This window comes from Cedecea sp. NFIX57 (assembly GCF_900177785.1).
GTDB classification, from domain to species: Bacteria; Pseudomonadota; Gammaproteobacteria; order Enterobacterales; family Enterobacteriaceae; genus Cedecea; species Cedecea neteri_C.
The window spans coordinates 1-16233 of the sequence record NZ_FXAS01000021.1 but is presented as its reverse complement, the minus strand read 5'-3'; the positions used below and the strand labels follow the sequence as shown (position 1 = coordinate 16233).

Annotated in this window: 15 protein-coding genes; 7 read left to right on the top strand and 8 right to left on the bottom strand. The window is 55.4% G+C overall.

Annotated elements, in window-relative coordinates:
* Positions 1-63: 63 nt before the first annotated feature.
* The 4 genes from B9Y90_RS17535 (at position 64) to B9Y90_RS17520 (ending at position 5450) form a co-directional block, all read left to right on the top strand.
* Complete coding sequence (locus tag B9Y90_RS17535) at positions 64-819, top strand: 1-acylglycerol-3-phosphate O-acyltransferase (protein WP_039287803.1); 756 nt, start codon at positions 64-66, stop codon at positions 817-819.
* A 62-nt stretch (positions 820-881) separates the two neighbouring features.
* Complete coding sequence (gene ftsP, locus B9Y90_RS17530; RefSeq protein ID WP_039297975.1) at positions 882-2294, top strand: cell division protein FtsP; 1413 nt, start codon at positions 882-884, stop codon at positions 2292-2294.
* Between the two features lie 207 nt (positions 2295-2501).
* Entirely contained in the window at positions 2502-4670 is a 2169-nt protein-coding gene (locus B9Y90_RS17525; RefSeq protein ID WP_085542021.1) for a YgiQ family radical SAM protein, read from the top strand.
* A 117-nt stretch (positions 4671-4787) separates the two neighbouring features.
* Positions 4788-5450 (top strand): HAD family hydrolase, encoded by a 663-nt coding sequence (locus B9Y90_RS17520; RefSeq protein ID WP_085542075.1) that lies wholly within the window; start codon positions 4788-4790, stop codon positions 5448-5450.
* A gap of 40 nt (positions 5451-5490) precedes the next feature.
* Here the strand turns inward: B9Y90_RS17520 and phnE (B9Y90_RS17515) are convergent, their stop codons facing one another.
* The 6 genes from phnE (B9Y90_RS17515) to yqhD form a co-directional block, all read right to left on the bottom strand.
* Complete coding sequence (gene phnE / locus B9Y90_RS17515; RefSeq protein WP_085542020.1) at positions 5491-6372, bottom strand: phosphonate ABC transporter, permease protein PhnE; 882 nt, start codon at positions 6370-6372, stop codon at positions 5491-5493.
* The gene (gene phnE / locus B9Y90_RS17510) at positions 6369-7238 is read right to left on the bottom strand and encodes a phosphonate ABC transporter, permease protein PhnE (protein ID WP_085542019.1); all 870 of its coding nucleotides are present in this window, start codon (positions 7236-7238) and stop codon (positions 6369-6371) included. The genes phnE (B9Y90_RS17515) and phnE (B9Y90_RS17510) overlap by 4 nt, the downstream gene beginning before the upstream one ends.
* Positions 7239-7339: 101 nt before the next feature.
* Positions 7340-8281 (bottom strand): phosphonate ABC transporter substrate-binding protein, encoded by a 942-nt coding sequence (gene phnD, locus B9Y90_RS17505; protein ID WP_008460942.1) that lies wholly within the window; start codon positions 8279-8281, stop codon positions 7340-7342.
* Positions 8282-8316: 35 nt separating this feature from the next.
* Entirely contained in the window at positions 8317-9159 is an 843-nt protein-coding gene (phnC, locus tag B9Y90_RS17500) for a phosphonate ABC transporter ATP-binding protein (RefSeq protein ID WP_039287781.1), read from the bottom strand.
* A gap of 221 nt (positions 9160-9380) precedes the next feature.
* Entirely contained in the window at positions 9381-10208 is an 828-nt protein-coding gene (gene dkgA, locus B9Y90_RS17495) for a 2,5-didehydrogluconate reductase DkgA (RefSeq protein ID WP_085542018.1), read from the bottom strand.
* Between the two features lie 103 nt (positions 10209-10311).
* On the bottom strand, positions 10312-11475 hold the full coding sequence (yqhD, locus tag B9Y90_RS17490) for an alcohol dehydrogenase (RefSeq protein ID WP_085542017.1): 1164 nt from the start codon (positions 11473-11475) through the stop codon (positions 10312-10314).
* A 187-nt stretch (positions 11476-11662) separates the two neighbouring features.
* Here yqhD and B9Y90_RS17485 point away from each other — a divergent pair, with 187 nt between their 5' ends.
* Complete coding sequence (locus tag B9Y90_RS17485) at positions 11663-12550, top strand: AraC family transcriptional regulator (RefSeq protein WP_085542016.1); 888 nt, start codon at positions 11663-11665, stop codon at positions 12548-12550.
* A 60-nt stretch (positions 12551-12610) separates the two neighbouring features.
* Here the strand turns inward: B9Y90_RS17485 and yghB are convergent, their stop codons facing one another.
* Together yghB and metC are read right to left on the bottom strand one after the other, a co-directional pair.
* Positions 12611-13270: a DedA family general envelope maintenance protein YghB gene (gene yghB / locus B9Y90_RS17480; RefSeq protein WP_085542015.1), complete on the bottom strand. Its 660-nt coding sequence runs from the start codon at positions 13268-13270 to the stop codon at positions 12611-12613.
* 176 nt (positions 13271-13446) lie between these two features.
* Positions 13447-14634 (bottom strand): cystathionine beta-lyase, encoded by a 1188-nt coding sequence (gene metC, locus B9Y90_RS17475; protein ID WP_085542014.1) that lies wholly within the window; start codon positions 14632-14634, stop codon positions 13447-13449.
* A 256-nt stretch (positions 14635-14890) separates the two neighbouring features.
* Here metC and exbB point away from each other — a divergent pair, with 256 nt between their 5' ends.
* The gene (gene exbB / locus B9Y90_RS17465) at positions 14891-15625 is read left to right on the top strand and encodes a tol-pal system-associated acyl-CoA thioesterase (RefSeq protein WP_085542012.1); all 735 of its coding nucleotides are present in this window, start codon (positions 14891-14893) and stop codon (positions 15623-15625) included.
* A 6-nt stretch (positions 15626-15631) separates the two neighbouring features.
* Entirely contained in the window at positions 15632-16057 is a 426-nt protein-coding gene (gene exbD / locus B9Y90_RS17460) for a TonB system transport protein ExbD (protein ID WP_008460960.1), read from the top strand.
* The last annotated feature ends 176 nt before the right edge of the window (positions 16058-16233 follow it).

The following is a 16233-nucleotide window of genomic DNA, read 5'->3' as shown; positions in this document are numbered from 1 at the left end:
CGTCCGGTGTGTTTTACGCTAAAGCCGATATACTTATCAACGGCTTCGGCTCATGAGGTAGTTATGCTAGCGATTGTACGTTTTATTATTGTCGTTATTTACTGCATCCTGGTATGCATCTTTGGTTCAATTTATTGTCTGTTTAGCCCGCGCAATCCGCGCCATGTGGCAACTTTTGGGCACCTTTTCGGGCGTCTGGCGCCAGTATTCGGTCTTAAAGTTGAAACCCGCTTACCTGCCGGGGCAGAAAACCACCCCACCGCGATTTACATCGGTAACCATCAGAACAACTACGATATGGTGACGGCCTCGAGCATCGTGCAGCCGCCGACGGTGACGGTTGGGAAAAAAAGCCTGGTGTGGATCCCATTTTTTGGCCAGCTTTACTGGCTGACGGGCAACCTGTTGATCGACAGGGATAACCGGGCAAAAGCCCACGGTACAATCTCTCAGGTTGTAGATCAGATTCGCAAGCGTAATGTTTCTATCTGGATGTTCCCGGAAGGGACCCGCAGCCGTGGCCGCGGCCTGCTGCCGTTTAAAACCGGGGCGTTTCATGCCGCGATTGCGGCGGGCGTGCCGATTATTCCGGTGTGCGTTTCCAATACCAGTAATAAAATTAAGCTAAATCGTTGGAACAACGGTTTGGTCATCGTCGAAATGCTGCCGCCAATTGATACCAGCGCTTATGGGAAAGATCAGGTCCGTAAGCTGGCCACTGACTGTCGTGAACTGATGATGGCCAAAATCGACGAACTCAATCAAGAAGTTGCCGCGCGTGAAGCAGCCGGCAAAGTTGAAAAGAATCAGGCGAGTTAAATGCCGCCTTTGGCGGTACGGTTTGTATCGCCTTTCGTTATTCAGTTTTACATGGAGCAATTATGTCACTCAGTCGGCGTCAGTTTATTCAGGCATCCGGAGTTGCGCTTTGTGCCGGCTCGGTGCCGCTGAGGGCAAACGCGGCAGGGCAGCAGCAGCCTTTACCTGTCCCCCCTCTGCTTGAATCTCGTCGCGGCCAGCCCTTATTCCTGACGCTGCAGCGCGCTCACTGGTCATTTACTGGCGGCGCGAAGGCACCCGTTTGGGGTTTTAACGGGCGCTATATGGGGCCAACCATTCGCGTCTGGAGCGGGGATGACGTGAAGATGATTTACAGCAACCGTCTGCAGGAAAATGTTGCGATGACGATTGCTGGCCTGCAGGTGCCGGGTCCGCTGATTGGCGGGGCCGCACGTATGATGTCGCCAAACGTAGACTGGGCGCCCGTTTTACCTATTCGCCAGCGAGCCGCCACGCTGTGGTATCACGCCAACACGCCGAATCGCACCGCAAGACAGGTTTACAACGGCCTCGCGGGGATGTGGTTAATTGAGGATGAAGTCAGCAAATCTCTGCCAATCCCTAACCATTACGGCGTGGACGACTTCCCGATCATCATCCAGGACAAGCGGCTCGATAACTTCGGTGCGCCGGAGTATCAGGAGCCGGGCAGCGGCGGTTTTGTTGGCGATACGCTGTTGGTGAACGGGGTGCAAAGCCCGTATGTGGAAGTGTCCCGTGGTTGGGTGCGCCTGCGTTTATTGAACGCCTCAAACTCGCGCCGCTATCAGCTGCAAATGAGTGATGGTCGCTCCATCGCAGTGATTTCCAGCGATCAGGGGTTCCTGCCGGCACCCGTTTCGGTCAAGCAGCTGTCGCTGGCGCCGGGAGAGCGGCGAGAAATTCTTATCGACATGACCGAAGGCAAAGAGGTCTCGATTACCGCCGGTGAAGCTGCGGGAATCATGGATCGCATTCGTGGTTTCTTTGAGCCGTCGAGCATTTTGATTTCCACGCTGGTGTTAACGCTGCGTCCTACCGGCCTGCTGCCTCTGGTGACCGACACGCTGCCAATGCGCCTTCTGCCGGAAGAGATTATTGGCGGTAACCCAACGCGCAGCCGTGAAATCACCCTCGGTGACGATCCGGGCATTAACGGCCAGCTGTGGGATATGAAGCGGATAGATATTCAGACTCAGCAGGGCACCTGGGAACGCTGGACGGTACGCGCCGATACGCCGCAGTCTTTCCACATTGAGGGCGTCAGTTTCCTGGTGCGCAACGTGAACGGGGCTTCTCCGTTCGGGGAAGATCGCGGCTGGAAGGATACCGTGTGGATTGACGGGCAGGTTGAGCTGCTGGTCTACTTTGGGCAGCCATCCTGGGAGCATTTCCCGTTCCTCTATTCCAGCCAGACGCTGGAGCTTGCCGATCGCGGCTCCATCGGTCAGCTATTGGTTCAGCCCGCGCCGTAGTTTTACCCTCTCCCTCTCCCTAACCCTCTCTCTGGAAGGGAGAGGGGACAGCATGGTACTTTGCTCTGAGTTTTTCTCCCTCGCCCTTTTGGGGAGAGGGCCGGGGTGAGGGGCAGAAAACCCAGAATAACCCTTCAAAAAATAGTCCTAATAGGCGTATAATCGCCGCCCTTTTGTTCATTTCTACATCACCTCTTCGGAAATCCTATGAGCGTCAAAAGCCTGATCCAGCCGGATCGCGAACTCTTTTCATGGCCTCAATATTGGGCTGCTTGTTTTGGTCCGGCACCGTTTTTACCCATGTCTCGCGCGGAGATGGACGAACTCGGCTGGGACAGCTGCGACATCATTCTGGTCACCGGCGACGCCTATGTGGATCACCCCAGCTTCGGGATGGCTATTTGTGGCCGTATGTTAGAGGCTCAGGGCTTCCGCGTAGGGATTATTTCCCAACCGGACTGGTCTTCTAAGCAAGACTTTATGAGTCTCGGCAAGCCGAATCTGTTCTTTGGCGTGACCGCCGGGAACATGGATTCGATGATCAACCGCTACACGGCAGATCGTAAGCTGCGGCATGACGATGCCTACACGCCGGATAACGTGGCAGGCAAGCGTCCCGATCGCGCTTCTTTGGTCTACACCCAGCGCTGTAAAGAAGCGTGGCGTGATGTGCCGGTGATCCTGGGCGGCATCGAAGCGAGCCTGCGCCGTACCGCGCACTATGACTACTGGTCTGATACAGTGCGCCGCTCGATTTTGGTGGATGCCAAAGCCGATATGCTGATCTTCGGCAACGGTGAACGGCCGCTGGTGGAAGTGGCACATCGTCTGGCCAACGGCGAAGGGATCGCTGACATTTGCGACGTGCGTAATACCGCCATCATGCGCAAAGAAGCGATGCCCGGCTGGGCAGGCGTCGATTCTACCCGCCTTGATACGCCAGGAAAAATCGACCCCATTCCGCACCCTTACGGGGACGATCTGCCTTGTGCTGACGGCAATAAACCGAAGGACAAGAAGGCGGATGAAGCCAAAGCTGTAACCGTGCAGCCGCCGCGACCAAAGCCGTGGGAAAAGACCTATGTTCTGCTGCCGTCCTTTGAGAAGGTGAAGGCCGATAAGGTGATGTATGCCCACGCTTCGCGGATCCTGCATCATGAAACCAACCCTGGCTGCGCCCGGGCGCTAATGCAAAAGCACGGCGATCGCTATATCTGGATCAACCCACCGGCTATTCCACTTTCGACCGAAGAGATGGACAGCGTGTTCGCGCTTCCTTACCAGCGTGTGCCTCATCCTTCCTACGGCAAGGCTCGCATTCCGGCCTATGAGATGATCCGCTTCTCGGTGAACATTATGCGTGGCTGCTTCGGAGGCTGCTCTTTCTGCTCCATCACCGAGCACGAAGGTCGCATTATCCAGAGCCGATCCGAAGATTCCATCATCAGTGAAATCGAAGCCATGCGCGACAGCGTGCCGGGCTTTACCGGCGTGGTGTCCGATCTCGGTGGCCCAACCGCCAATATGTATATGCTGCGCTGCAAGTCGCCGCGCGCGGAGCAAACCTGCCGTCGCCTGTCGTGCGTTTATCCGGAAATTTGCCAGCATATGGACACCAACCATCAGCCGACCATCGATCTCTACCGCCGCGCCCGCGATCTTAAGGGGGTGAAAAAGATCTTAATCGCTTCCGGCGTACGCTACGATCTGGCGGTAGCCGACCCGCGCTATATCAAAGAGCTGGCTACTCATCACGTAGGCGGTTACCTGAAAATTGCCCCAGAACATACCGAAGAAGGGCCGCTATCGAAGATGATGAAGCCGGGGATGGGCAGCTATCATCGCTTTAAAGAGCTATTCGATACCTATTCGAAGCAGGCTGGCAAAGAGCAGTATCTGATCCCATACTTTATCTCCGCGCACCCGGGGACGCGTGATGAGGACATGGTGAATCTCGCGCTGTGGCTGAAGCAGCACCGGTTCCGCCTCGATCAGGTTCAGAACTTCTATCCATCGCCGCTGGCTAACTCCACCACCATGTATTACACGGGTAAAAATCCGCTGAGCAAGGTGAGCTACAAAAGCGAGGATATCGTCGTGCCTCGCGGCGACCGCCAGCGCCGCCTCCATAAAGCCCTGTTGCGCTATCACGACCCGGCTAACTGGGCGCTGATTCGCGAGGCGCTGGAGGCGATGGGTAAAAAGCATCTGATTGGCGGCAGACGTGAATGCCTGGTGCCTGCCCCAACCCTGGAGGAAATGCGAGAAGCCCGCAGGAATGCTCGTCACGCCCGGCCGGCGCTGACGAAGCACACCCCGCTTGCGCACCAGCGCCGCCAGGCAGCGGCAGGAAAGAGGAAGCCGCATGTGAAGTAACGGCGTGCTTTCATGCCGCTGTCATTTTTTTCTGCGACAAAGAGAAGTGGGAATCCCTGTCCGTCGGGTCTGGTGCTAAGCTGCCCGGCGGCCTCTTTGCTGAAATGAGAAATGAACATGTCTAACCCGCTGTACGTTTTTGACCTCGACCATACCCTGATTGACGCCGATTGCAGCACCCTCTGGAGCCGCTTCCTTTCCCGCGAAGGGCTGATAAAAGATCCTGATTATCTGGCCAAAGAGCACAAGCTGATGCTCGACTACCAGCGCGGCGAAATGAACATTCACGAATACGTTGGTGTCACGCTGGCCCCGCTGACCGGTATGACAATTGCCGATGTCGATACGCTGGTGGCCCGCTGTGTAGAAACCGATGTTCTGCCGCTGGTTTACCCGGAAGCCAAGCGCCTGATTGAGCAACTGTACGCCCAGGGTCAGCAGATGATGATCATCTCTGCGTCGGTCAGCCTGCTGGTAAAGGCCATTGCGCCGCGGCTGGGCATTGAACACGCCATCGGTATCGACCTGGTGACCGGCAATAATGCCTACACCAGCGTGATAAGCGGCGTGCCGAGCTATCAGGCTGGCAAAATTACCCGTCTGAAGGAGTGGCTGGCGGTGAACCCGGAATACAGCGGAGAACTGACGTTTTATACCGACTCTATTAACGATTTACCGCTGTGCCTTGAGGCCGATAAAGTGCTGATGGTAAATCCTTGCCAGAAACTTGCCGCGCAAGGCGCACGTTACGGCTGGCAAACGCTGAACTGGTCTTTATAGCGAAACCGGGGCATGGCGAAAACCGTGCCCCGTTTAGATGTTATTGCGGAGAATACAGCGGCACCGGCTTCCCGGTGATATAGCGGCGGCGCAGCCAGGCCGAAATAGCATCCATCGCCATCACCACGCAGACCAGAATCAGGGTGATAAACATCACCACGTCCCAGTTCCACAGCCGCATGTTCTCGGCGTAAACCAGGCCGACACCGCCCGCGCCGACAAAGCCCAGCACCGCCGCTGAACGGGTGTTGGATTCAATCTGATACAGGCTGAGGGAGAGAAATGCCGGGAACGACTGGGTGAAGATCCCGAAGCGGTGCTTCTGAATACCCGCAGCTCCCACGGCGGTTAATCCCCGGCTCGGAGAGCGCTCTACCGCTTCGTGCCCCTCGGCATATAGCCTGCCCAGTAAACCCGTATCCTGCATGATAATTGCCAGTACGCCTGCCAGAGGCCCAAGCCCCACGGCACGCACAAATATTAGCCCCCAAATCGCCATATCCACGCCACGCAGCAGGTCGAACAGGCGACGCACCAGCAGCGCAATGACTCTGGCCACCGGGCCCTGCATGATATTGCGTGCGGCAAAGAACGACAGCAGCAGCGCCAGCACTGTGGCTGTTAGCGTCCCGGCAAAAACAATGGCGAGCGTAATGGCGATTTGCGAGAAGTAATAGGCGAATGGCCAGTTAACAAAGTCATGCCAGACAAACATGCGCAGGAAGTAGCGCCCGAGCTGAGCGATGCCGGTCAGGATTTGGCCGGAGTCGATGCCGAAAGTGAAGAAAAACCAGACGTAGTAGCCGAGGATAGCGGCGGCCAGCAGCCCGATGTGGCGCAGATAGCGCCCCTGCATCCGGTAAAGTTCACGGTGCTGCTCGCGGCTTTTAGCGAGATCCGGTGTTGCCTGTGAAATGCTCATTTTTTCCCCTCCAGAACCCAGCGGCGCAGCCTGCCGGACAGGACATCGAGGATGGAAACCACCACGATAATCAGCAGCAGCGTGATGCTGACCTGATCGTAGCGATCGAGTTTAATGTTGGTCATCAGCTCCTGGCCGATCCCCCCCGCGCCAACGAGGCCAAGAATGGTGGAGGAGCGGAAGTTAATCTCAAAGCGCATAAAGCTGTAGGACAGGAAGATTGGCTTCACCTGCGGCCACAGGGCGAAGCGCACGCGCTGAAGTGGCGTAGCACCGCAGGCCACCAGGCCACGTACAGGTTTGTCGGAGGCGCTTTCGATGGCTTCATAAAACAGCTTGGTCAGGCTGCCAATGGTGTGCAGGGCCAGCGCCAGAAACCCCGGAATAGCGCCGATGCCAAAGGCCATCACAAACATGACCGCCCACGCCAGTTCCGGCATGGTTCTCAGGAAGGCGACCGATGCCCGAACGCCGAAGCGCACGGCGGGCGGCGTCCAGGTATTACCGGCGGCCAAAAATGCCAGCACGGCAGCAATACAGGTCGAAATCAGCGTCGACGCCAGCGCCAGCTGCAGCGTCTCCCAAATCAGCGGCAGCTGAATAGGCAGGCGGTATCCCCAATAGGCCAGCGAGCCTTTGGTGTGAACGTCGGCCAGCAGAACCGGGAGGTGCAGCGTCGGCAGGGTTTCGAACATGTAATCGAAGAAATTGGGCAGCGATTGCCAGATGGTGGTCAGGCTGAACTCAGCGACATGACCGGCGGTAAGATACAGGCCTACCAGCAGCAGGGACCAGATCAGGGTGTCGCGCTTCTGGCGCATTCTGACCTGGTGATAGTAACGCTCAAATTCCGTATTCAACATCATCACTTATTATCCGGTTTGTTTCCGGTGACGGGTTGCCCCGCCCTGATAAAAAAGCACCCTGGCAGGTCGCCGGGGTGCGATTTTTATGCGGTGGGCATCAATTAGCGAGCGCTAACCAGCTCACGCTTCATGTCGATGATCTGCTGGAAGTCAGCCACTGACGCCGGGCCGATGTGCTGGGTGCCGCCCATCGCCTTCACGAAGCAGCCGTGATCTTCTTTATCCAGTTTTTTCACCGCATCCACCACTTTGGCCTTGAAGTCCGCTGGCAGCTTGTTGCTGACCAGGATCGGGCCGTTCGGGATCAGTGGCGAAGTCCAGATGATGCGGATCTGCTTCATCAGGTCAGGGTGATCCATACGGATCAGGCGGTTAAACGCCCCGGCGGTGTAGCCGTCGTTATAGTCGCCAACCATGGAAGCCCAGGTCACCGCGCCGGCAAACTGGCCGTTCAGCACGCCCAGGATGTCCTGTTCGTGGCCGCCGGAGAAGGTGACGCTGGAGAAGAAGTTGTTGTATTTGTTGTCCGCGGTGCCGCCGAGTTTCTGCTTGAACTCGTGGTTCGGGATCAGGTAGCCAGAGGTGGAGTCCGGATCCGCGAAGCCGAAGGATTTGCCTTTCAGATCTTCGATGGTTTTGTACGGGCTGTCTGCTTTCACGATCACCACGGAGTGGTAGCCGCGGGACTGATCTTTATCGTCAACCGCGATGCCAACGATATCTACCGCTTTCGGATCGTTCATGTACACCGAAGCGTAGGAAGAAGGAGACATGCTCAGCACCAGGTCGACTTTACCGCCGATCAGGCCCTGAATAACGCCAGAGTAGTCAGAAGAGTTACGCAGTTTAGTGTCGACATTCAGTTCTTTATCCATGAACTGCTTCACACACTGGTTATCACCAATTTGCTGGGTCGCATTCTGTCCGCCGAGGATCCCGAGGTTCAGTTCGCGCGGCTGGTCAGCAGCCATAGCGTGGCCTGCAATCACAAGGCCAGTAATCACTGCGGATAAACGTAATGCGCCAGTCAGTTGCTTTTTCATTATCATTGCCTGTGTTGTATCAATTGGAGAGAGAATTAATGCACTTGATTGATTTCATCGCCGTACAAGAGATGCAGCACGTCGTCCGTTAACATCGACGGATGACCGTCAAACACGATATTGCCTTTTGCAACCCCGATAACGCGGGTGCAGTACTCTTTCACCAGTTCGATGGAATGCAGGTTCACCATCACGCTGATGCCTTGCTCACACACTTCACGCAGCACTTTCATGATGCGTTGGGTATTTTTCGGGTCGAGTGAAGCTACCGGCTCATCGGCCAGCAAAATGCTTGGGTTTTGCATCAGCGCGCGGCAAATGGCGACGCGCTGCATCTGGCCGCCGGAAAGGTTCTCGGCGCGCTGCAGAGCGTGGGGCAGCATGTTCATCCACTCCAGAAGCGAAATCGCACGGGCGCGGTCTGCCTCAGGGAATACTTTAAACAAGGATTTCAGCGTGGAGGTCTGGCTCAGGCGGCCCAGCAGGACGTTAGTCAGCACGTCCAGTCTTGGTACCAGGCAGAAGTCCTGGAAGATCATGCCGCATTCGGTGCGCCACTGGTTCAGGGCGCGACCGCTGAGTTTAGACACATCGTGCGGCATCCCGACTTCCGGAAAGCTGAGGATCTCGCCCGACGTGGCAGAATGCGTACCGTTCAGAATATGCAGCAGCGTGGATTTCCCCGCGCCTGAACGGCCAATCACGCCAACCAGTTCACCGGCATGCAGGTCGAAGTTAATGTCATGCAGCACGGTCTGGTGCGCGTTATAGGCTTTACTCAGGCTCTTAACGCTCAGGACTTTACGCCCTGGCGCAGGCGCAAACTGCGGCAGCGACTCCAGGTCAGAGTTGGTAACTACGGCAAGGGATCTGTTCATAACCATTCCAAATGAGTTAGCGAAGCTGGCCCTATTTATCGTGGTGTTGTGTGACTTTTTGATTACGGCTAAAAGAACAAATAATGAACGCCATGAAAATTCACGCGACGATCAAACGGATGTGTTACACGTAGAAAGCGCTGGGGCAGGGGGGGCAGGAAATAAAAACCACCCGGCGGGTTAAGGCGAGGGTGGTTTGGGAGAGAAAAGAGAAGCCGGATTTAGCCGACAAACACGTCCGGGTCTGGCCCAAGGCGTTTGCCGCTGTCGAGCTTCGCAATTTCAGCCAGCTCTTCTTTGTCCAGGCGGAAGTCGAACACGTCAAAGTTTTCAGCAATACGGGCAGGTGTGACCGACTTAGGGATAACCACCAGTCCGCTATCGAGGTGCCAGCGAATCACTACCTGGGCTGGGGTTTTGCCGTATTTGTCCGCTAAATCACGAATGATTTTCTGATCAAATACACCTTCACCCCCCTGTGCCAGCGGGCTCCAGGACTCCGTCTGGATTTTATGGGTCGCGTTCCAGGCGTGAAGCTGACGCTGTTGTAACAGAGGGTGCAGCTCAATCTGGTTGATCACCGGGCTAACGCCGGTTTCGTCGATCAGCCGCTGGAGATGATTAAGATTGAAGTTACACACCCCGATACTCTTCACCAGCCCCTCTGTTTGCAGCTCAATCAGCCCTTTCCAGGCTTCGAGATAGTGATCTTTACTCGGCACCGGCCAGTGCAGCAGATAAAGGTCGACATAATCGAGCTGCAGCTTCTTAAGGCTATCTTCCAGTGCCTGGCGAGGACGCTGCTGGTCGCTGTTCCAGAGCTTGGTGGTAATAAACAGGTCATCCCGCGCAACGCCTGCGCTTTTCAGCGCGGCACCTACGCCGTCCTCGTTTTTGTAGGCGGCGGCGGTATCAATGGAGCGGTATCCCACTTCCAGGGCTTTCTCGATAGCTGTCCTGACCTGGTCGTTGCTGGCCTGCCAGACACCGAGCCCAAGCTGTGGCATTACGTTGCCATCCTGGAGCTTGATTAAGGTTGGATGAGTCATGCGTACCTCCTTAATAGTGCGAAAAACACCGGGCAAGCCCGGTGTAAGTTTTGTATTAAGTCTAGTCGAAACTCAGGCAGTCAAAGCGCTAACCTGGATTCTCTTAGCGAGCGGCTTCGTAAATGCGGCGGCTAACGTCCAGCGTAATGTCCTGATGTTCGCCCAGCTTAGTCATGCCTTTTTCTTCCAGTTTCACCAGCAGAGCAGGGATGGAGCTGCCGTCCAGACCGTAGGCGGACAGGCGGGTCGCGGTGCCCATTTTCTCGAAGAAATTGCGGGTCGCTTCGATAGCCGCATCAATACGCTCTTCTTCGCTGCCGGAGGTGATGTTCCAGACGCGTTCTGCGTATTGCAGCAGTTTGGCGTGCTTCTCGTTACGCTTTTCATTCATCAGAGAAGGCAGAACCACCGCCAGCGTTTGAGCGTGGTCCAGACCGTGCATTGCGGTCAGTTCGTGGCCCAGCATATGGGTCGCCCAGTCCTGCGGCACGCCAGCCCCGATCAGGCCATTCAGCGCCATCGTTGCAGCCCACATCACGTTCGCACGCACGTCATAGTTTTCCGGATCTTTCAGCGCTTTCGGGCCGTCTTCAATCAGCGTCAGCAGAATGCCTTCAGCAAAACGATCCTGAACTTTGGCGTTAACCGGGTAAGTCAGGTACTGCTCGATGGTGTGCACAAAGGCATCCACCACGCCGTTAGCAACCTGTTTAGGTGGCAGGGTGTAGGTGTAAACCGGATCCAGAACCGCAAAGACAGGCTGCACGAAGTCAGACATGAACGCCTGTTTGTCGCCGGTAGAGCGGCGGGAAACTACCGCGCCTTTGTTAGACTCTGAGCCGGTTGCAGGCAGCGTCAGCACGGAACCCATTGGGATCGCGCTTTTCACGTCGTTACCGCGGGTCAGCAGAATGTTCCACGGATCGATATCCTGTGGATAGTGCGCCGCCGCGGCGATGAATTTCGTGCCGTCGAGTACGGAGCCACCGCCGACTGCCAGCAGGAAAGTCACGTTTTCTTTACGCGCAATCTCTACGGCTTTCATCAGCGTTTCGTAAGACGGGTTAGGTTCGATCCCGCCAAACTCCAGCACGTCGAGGCCTTTCAGTGCGTCTTTCACCTGGTCCAGTACGCCAGTTTTAATCACGCTGCCGCCGCCGTAGGTAATCAGTACACGAGCGTCCGCAGGGATCTGGTCACGCAGTTCTGCCAGGGAGCCTTTACCAAACAGGATGCGGGTTGGGGTATGAAGATTGAAGTTATTCATGATGGGTTTCCCGTTCGTTAGATGAGTCACATTGCTAAATCTGATGGCGCTTATTGTGGTCCGCCACCCTGTCTCTCTCAATGCATATTCCTGCCTTTATCTTGCCTGTTTCTCCAAACGACTGGAGAAATAGCAGAATCCATCGCACACTGTAAGCCGGATAAAAAGCGCCGTGGAGATGTAAGGAATGAACCGCCAGGCTATCTGTCAGCAGCTGACGGATAAAATCAATCAGCTGATTTTAAAAGAAAAGAGTGATGTATTTTTTGATGGCGTACGGCTGATGTACGGCACCAAACCGCTGGCGCGTACCCCGGTCATGTACGAGCCGGGCATTGTTTTTCTCTTTTCGGGTCATAAAACGGGTTACCTCAATGACCGCGTGTTCCGCTATGACGCCAATGAATACCTGCTGCTGACGGTGCCCTTGCCGTTTGAGTGCGAAACGTTTGCGACCGCCGACGTACCGCTCGCCGGGATGCGTGTGAAAGTGGATATCCAGCAACTGCAGGATTTGCTGATGGATATTGGCGAAGACGATCTCTTCCGTCCGCAGTCCTGTACTGATGGGATCAATTCTGCCGAACTGTCAGAAGAAATTCTTTGCGCTGCAGAGCGGTTGCTGGACGTATTAGAGAGGCCTCTTGATGCCCGGGTTCTGGGCAAGCAGATTATCCGCGAAATCCTTTATCACGTATTGACGGGCCCAAGCGGCGGGGCGCTACTGGCGCTGGTAAGTCGTCAGACGCATTTTAGCCTGATCAGCCGGGTGCTGCGTCGGATTGAAAACCAGTACACCGAAAACTTGTCGGTGGACCAGCTGGCAGCCGAGGCCAACATGAGCGTTTCGGCTTTCCATCATAATTTTAAGTCGGTGACCAGCACGTCGCCGCTGCAATACCTGAAAACTTACCGCCTGCATAAGGCAAGAATGTTAATGCTGCATGACGGTATGAAGGCAAGCGCGGCGGCTATCCGCGTGGGCTACGAGAGCGCGTCTCAGTTTAGCCGGGAGTTTAAACGCTATTTTGGCGTGACGCCGGGGGAAGATATGGCGCGGATGCGGGTCATTTAATGAGGCAATAACGGAGAGCGCATAAGTCGGGCTTATCCGCTCTTTCTTTATTAAGCGGGATTACGCGGCGCTAACCTTTTTTTTCAGCACCACAAACACCGTGCCGACCAGGCCCACAATCAGCAGGGCAACCGGCAAAATCATCAGGAAGGTCATCACCTGATCTTCATGACGCTTAACAAAGGGGATCATGCTGAGCGCGTAGCCCAGGCTAATCACAACGCCCACCCACAGCAGGCCGCTTAGCCAGTTAAAGAACTGAAAACGGCGGTTGCTGAGGCCGGAAATCCCCGCCATGGTAGGCAGCAGAGTACGAACAAAGGCCAGGAAGCGGCCCGCGAGCAGCGCCAGTAAACCGTGGCGGTCAAACATTTGCGTGGCGCGCTGGTGGTACTGGGTTGGCAGCTGTTTAAGCCAGCCCTTCACCGTGCGGGTATTGCCAAGCCAGCGTCCTTGTAAATAGCTAAGCCAGCAGCCCAGACTGGCTGCGATGGTTAAAATCACCAGCGTCGGCATAAAGCCCATCACGCCTTTGGCGATAAGCGCGCCTGCGAGCAGCAACAGGCTGTCACCCGGCAAAAATGAAGCGGGAAGCAGCCCATTTTCCAGGAACAGCGTCGCAAACATGACGCAGTAGACAATGCCAATCACATGGGGGTCGGCCAGCGCGGCAAAATCATGATGCCAAAGCGCCTCGACAATATTTTGTATAACAGCCATAGGTATTCCTGTGGAACCGCTTATTGAGTTCGCCCTGAGTATTGCACCCGCAACTTAGGCTCACCTTAATTTCTACACATTGTACTGCTAAAATCTTCGCGACACCTTGATCCCAGGCTCAACAAAACGCCGATGATGGCAAAAAAGCGGTCCACGGTTACCGATAAACGGAATTTTTAGGCAATACGCCGGAAACCCGCTTCCAGATCGGCAATCAGATCGTCCACGTTTTCCAGCCCAATGTGAAGGCGAACCAGGGTGCCGCTAAAGTCGACGCCGCCAGCCGGGCGGATCTCCGCCAGCTCTTCAGGCTGATTAGCGAGAATAAGCGATTCATAGCCACCCCAGGAATAGGCCATGCTGAAATACTCGAAATGATTGAGGTACTGTTCATACTCTTCATCACTCAGCCGCTTTTTCAGCACAAATGAGAACAGCCCGCTGCTGCCCGTAAAGTCACGTTCCCAGTATTCATGCCCTTTGCTGCCGGGCAGTGCCGGATGATTCACGCGCTCAACCTGCGGATGCTGTGCCAGCCATTCGGCGACTTTTAAGCTACTTTCCTGGTGCTGACGCAGGCGCACACCCAGCGTGCGAATGCCGCGGCTGGTCATATATGCGGTGTCTGCATCCAGCATTTGCCCCATCAGATAGGCGTTTTCGCGTAGCTGATCCCAACATCGGGCATTGGATACCGCGGTGCCGACCATCGCATCCGAATGGCCAATTAAATATTTGGTTCCTGCCTGGATGGAGATATCGATGCCGAACTCCAGCGCTTTAAATAGCACGCCAGCCGCCCAGGTATTGTCGATCATGATGATAGCGTCAGGAGCAACGCGCCTTACTGCCGTGACAATCGCCGGAATATCGTGGACTTCCATCGTAATGGAACCGGGGGATTCCAGAAAAACGACTTTGGTGTTCGGCTGAATGAGGTCGGCAATATCTGCACCAATCTCCGGTGCGAACCAACTGGTGCTGACCCCGAGCTTTGAGAGAATTTTGGTGCAGAAGTCCTGCGTTGGCTCATAGGCCGTTTCGGTCACCAGGACATGATCGCCCTGTTCGACAAAGGCGAGAATCGTATTCGCCACCGCAGCGGCACCACAGGGGAAGAGGGCACAGCCAGCGCCGCCTTCCAGTTCACACATCGCTTCCTGCAACGAGAAATGGGTCAGGGTGCCGCGGCGGCCATAGAACAGCTCGCCCTTAGCGCGGTTTGCGGTGGCCTGCTTTTTGGCCTCAACGCTTTCAAAGACGAGAGAAGAGGCGCGCTGAATAACGCTGTTAACCGAACCCTGAGTAAACTTCTTGCTGCGCCCGGCGTTGACCAGCGCCGTTTCGATGTGTTTTTCCGCCATTTCAACTTCCCCGTCTAACCATCTGGATGTCTGGACGTAAATTAACACAAAATGCGCAAAGGGCATCATGGCGTTTTTTCAGGTTGGCGAAAAAAGTCATCATTTCACCAGGTGGGGGCTTTTCCTGCGTAAGCGCAAGGAATGCTTCAACAATTTCCGGCACTCTGTAAATACTAATGAGAACGACTATCAATTCGATAGTTTTTTGATATATTAGTCTCAGTTTTGACATTTATTTCTCGCTGGAGCGTAAGACGTGACGAGTAATCTGATGCAGACGGATCTGTCCGTTTGGGGCATGTATCAACATGCTGACATCGTAGTGAAGATCGTGATGATTGGCCTGATTCTGGCCTCTGTTGTCACCTGGGCAATTTTTTTCAGTAAGAGCGTGGAGCTGATTACCCAGAAACGTCGCCTCAAGCGAGAGCAGCAACAGCTTGCTAACGTGCGCTCCCTGAATGAAGCGAGCAGCGCGGCCGAAGCGTTTGACAGCAAAAGCCTGAGCACGCTGTTAATCAACGAAGCCCAGAACGAACTGGAACTTTCAGCCGGCGTGGAAGATAACGAAGGCATTAAAGATCGTACCGGCTTCCGCCTTGAGCGCCGCGTGGCCGCTGTTGGGCGTCACATGGGGCGCGGCAACGGTTTCCTGGCTACCATCGGTGCGATTTCACCGTTCGTCGGCCTGTTCGGGACCGTTTGGGGCATCATGAACAGCTTCATTGGTATTGCGCAATCCCAGACCACTAACCTGGCGGTCGTTGCGCCGGGCATCGCCGAAGCGTTGCTGGCGACGGCAATCGGCCTGGTTGCCGCCATCCCGGCGGTCGTCATCTATAACATTTTCGCGCGTATGATCGGCAGCTACAAAGCGACCCTCAGTGACGTTGCCGCGCAGGTTCTGCTGCTGCAAAGCCGCGATCTGGACCTGGATGGTACCGCTCAGCCGCGTCCGGTGCGTAATACCCAGCAACTGCGAGTAGGTTAATGCCCCATGGCAATGCGTCTGAACGAAAACCTCGATGACAATGGTGAAATGCACGAAATCAACGTTACGCCGTTTATCGACGTGATGTTGGTGTTGCTGATCATCTTCATGGTGGCGGCGCCGCTGGCAACGGTGGACGTGAAGGTTAACCTTCCGGCCTCCAGCAGTGAACCACAGCCACGCCCTGAGAAGCCGGTTTACCTGTCGGTAAAAGCCGATCATTCGATGTTTATCGGTAATGATCCGGTAACTAAAGAGTCAATGGTCAACGCGCTGATTGCCGCGACCGAAGGGAAAAAAGACACCACCATTTTCTTCCGCGCGGACAAAACGGTGGACTACGAAACGCTGATGGACGTGATGGATACGCTGCACCAGGCAGGGTATCTGAAGATTGGCCTGGTCGGCCAGGAAGTCACGAAAGCGAAGTAAGCGGTAGTGACCCTAACCCTCTTCCAAAGGGGGAGAGAATAAACCATGTTCCCCGCACCTGTTTCCCCCCTCGCCCTTTTGGGGAGAGCAGCTGTGTTTAAAGTCAAGGGTGGCGCTATGTCGTCACCCATTCTTTATTATCCCGAAGCATTGCATTCAGGATGGTCACCAGCTTT

Excerpts from the sequence above, each read along its gene's own strand:
- B9Y90_RS17535 (WP_039287803.1), top strand. The coding sequence starts at position 64 with ATGCTAGCGATTGTACGTTTTATTATTGTCGTTATTTACTGCATCCTG.
- ftsP (WP_039297975.1), top strand. The coding sequence starts at position 882 with ATGTCACTCAGTCGGCGTCAGTTTATTCAGGCATCCGGAGTTGCGCTT.
- B9Y90_RS17525 (WP_085542021.1), top strand. The coding sequence starts at position 2,502 with ATGAGCGTCAAAAGCCTGATCCAGCCGGATCGCGAACTCTTTTCATGG.
- B9Y90_RS17520 (WP_085542075.1), top strand. The coding sequence starts at position 4,788 with ATGTCTAACCCGCTGTACGTTTTTGACCTCGACCATACCCTGATTGAC.
- phnE (WP_085542020.1), bottom strand. The coding sequence starts at position 6,372 with ATGAGCATTTCACAGGCAACACCGGATCTCGCTAAAAGCCGCGAGCAG.
- phnE (WP_085542019.1), bottom strand. The coding sequence starts at position 7,238 with ATGATGTTGAATACGGAATTTGAGCGTTACTATCACCAGGTCAGAATG.
- phnD (WP_008460942.1), bottom strand. The coding sequence starts at position 8,281 with ATGAAAAAGCAACTGACTGGCGCATTACGTTTATCCGCAGTGATTACT.
- phnC (WP_039287781.1), bottom strand. The coding sequence starts at position 9,159 with ATGAACAGATCCCTTGCCGTAGTTACCAACTCTGACCTGGAGTCGCTG.
- dkgA (WP_085542018.1), bottom strand. The coding sequence starts at position 10,208 with ATGACTCATCCAACCTTAATCAAGCTCCAGGATGGCAACGTAATGCCA.
- yqhD (WP_085542017.1), bottom strand. The coding sequence starts at position 11,475 with ATGAATAACTTCAATCTTCATACCCCAACCCGCATCCTGTTTGGTAAA.
- B9Y90_RS17485 (WP_085542016.1), top strand. The coding sequence starts at position 11,663 with ATGAACCGCCAGGCTATCTGTCAGCAGCTGACGGATAAAATCAATCAG.
- yghB (WP_085542015.1), bottom strand. The coding sequence starts at position 13,270 with ATGGCTGTTATACAAAATATTGTCGAGGCGCTTTGGCATCATGATTTT.
- metC (WP_085542014.1), bottom strand. The coding sequence starts at position 14,634 with ATGGCGGAAAAACACATCGAAACGGCGCTGGTCAACGCCGGGCGCAGC.
- exbD (WP_008460960.1), top strand. The coding sequence starts at position 15,632 with ATGGCAATGCGTCTGAACGAAAACCTCGATGACAATGGTGAAATGCAC.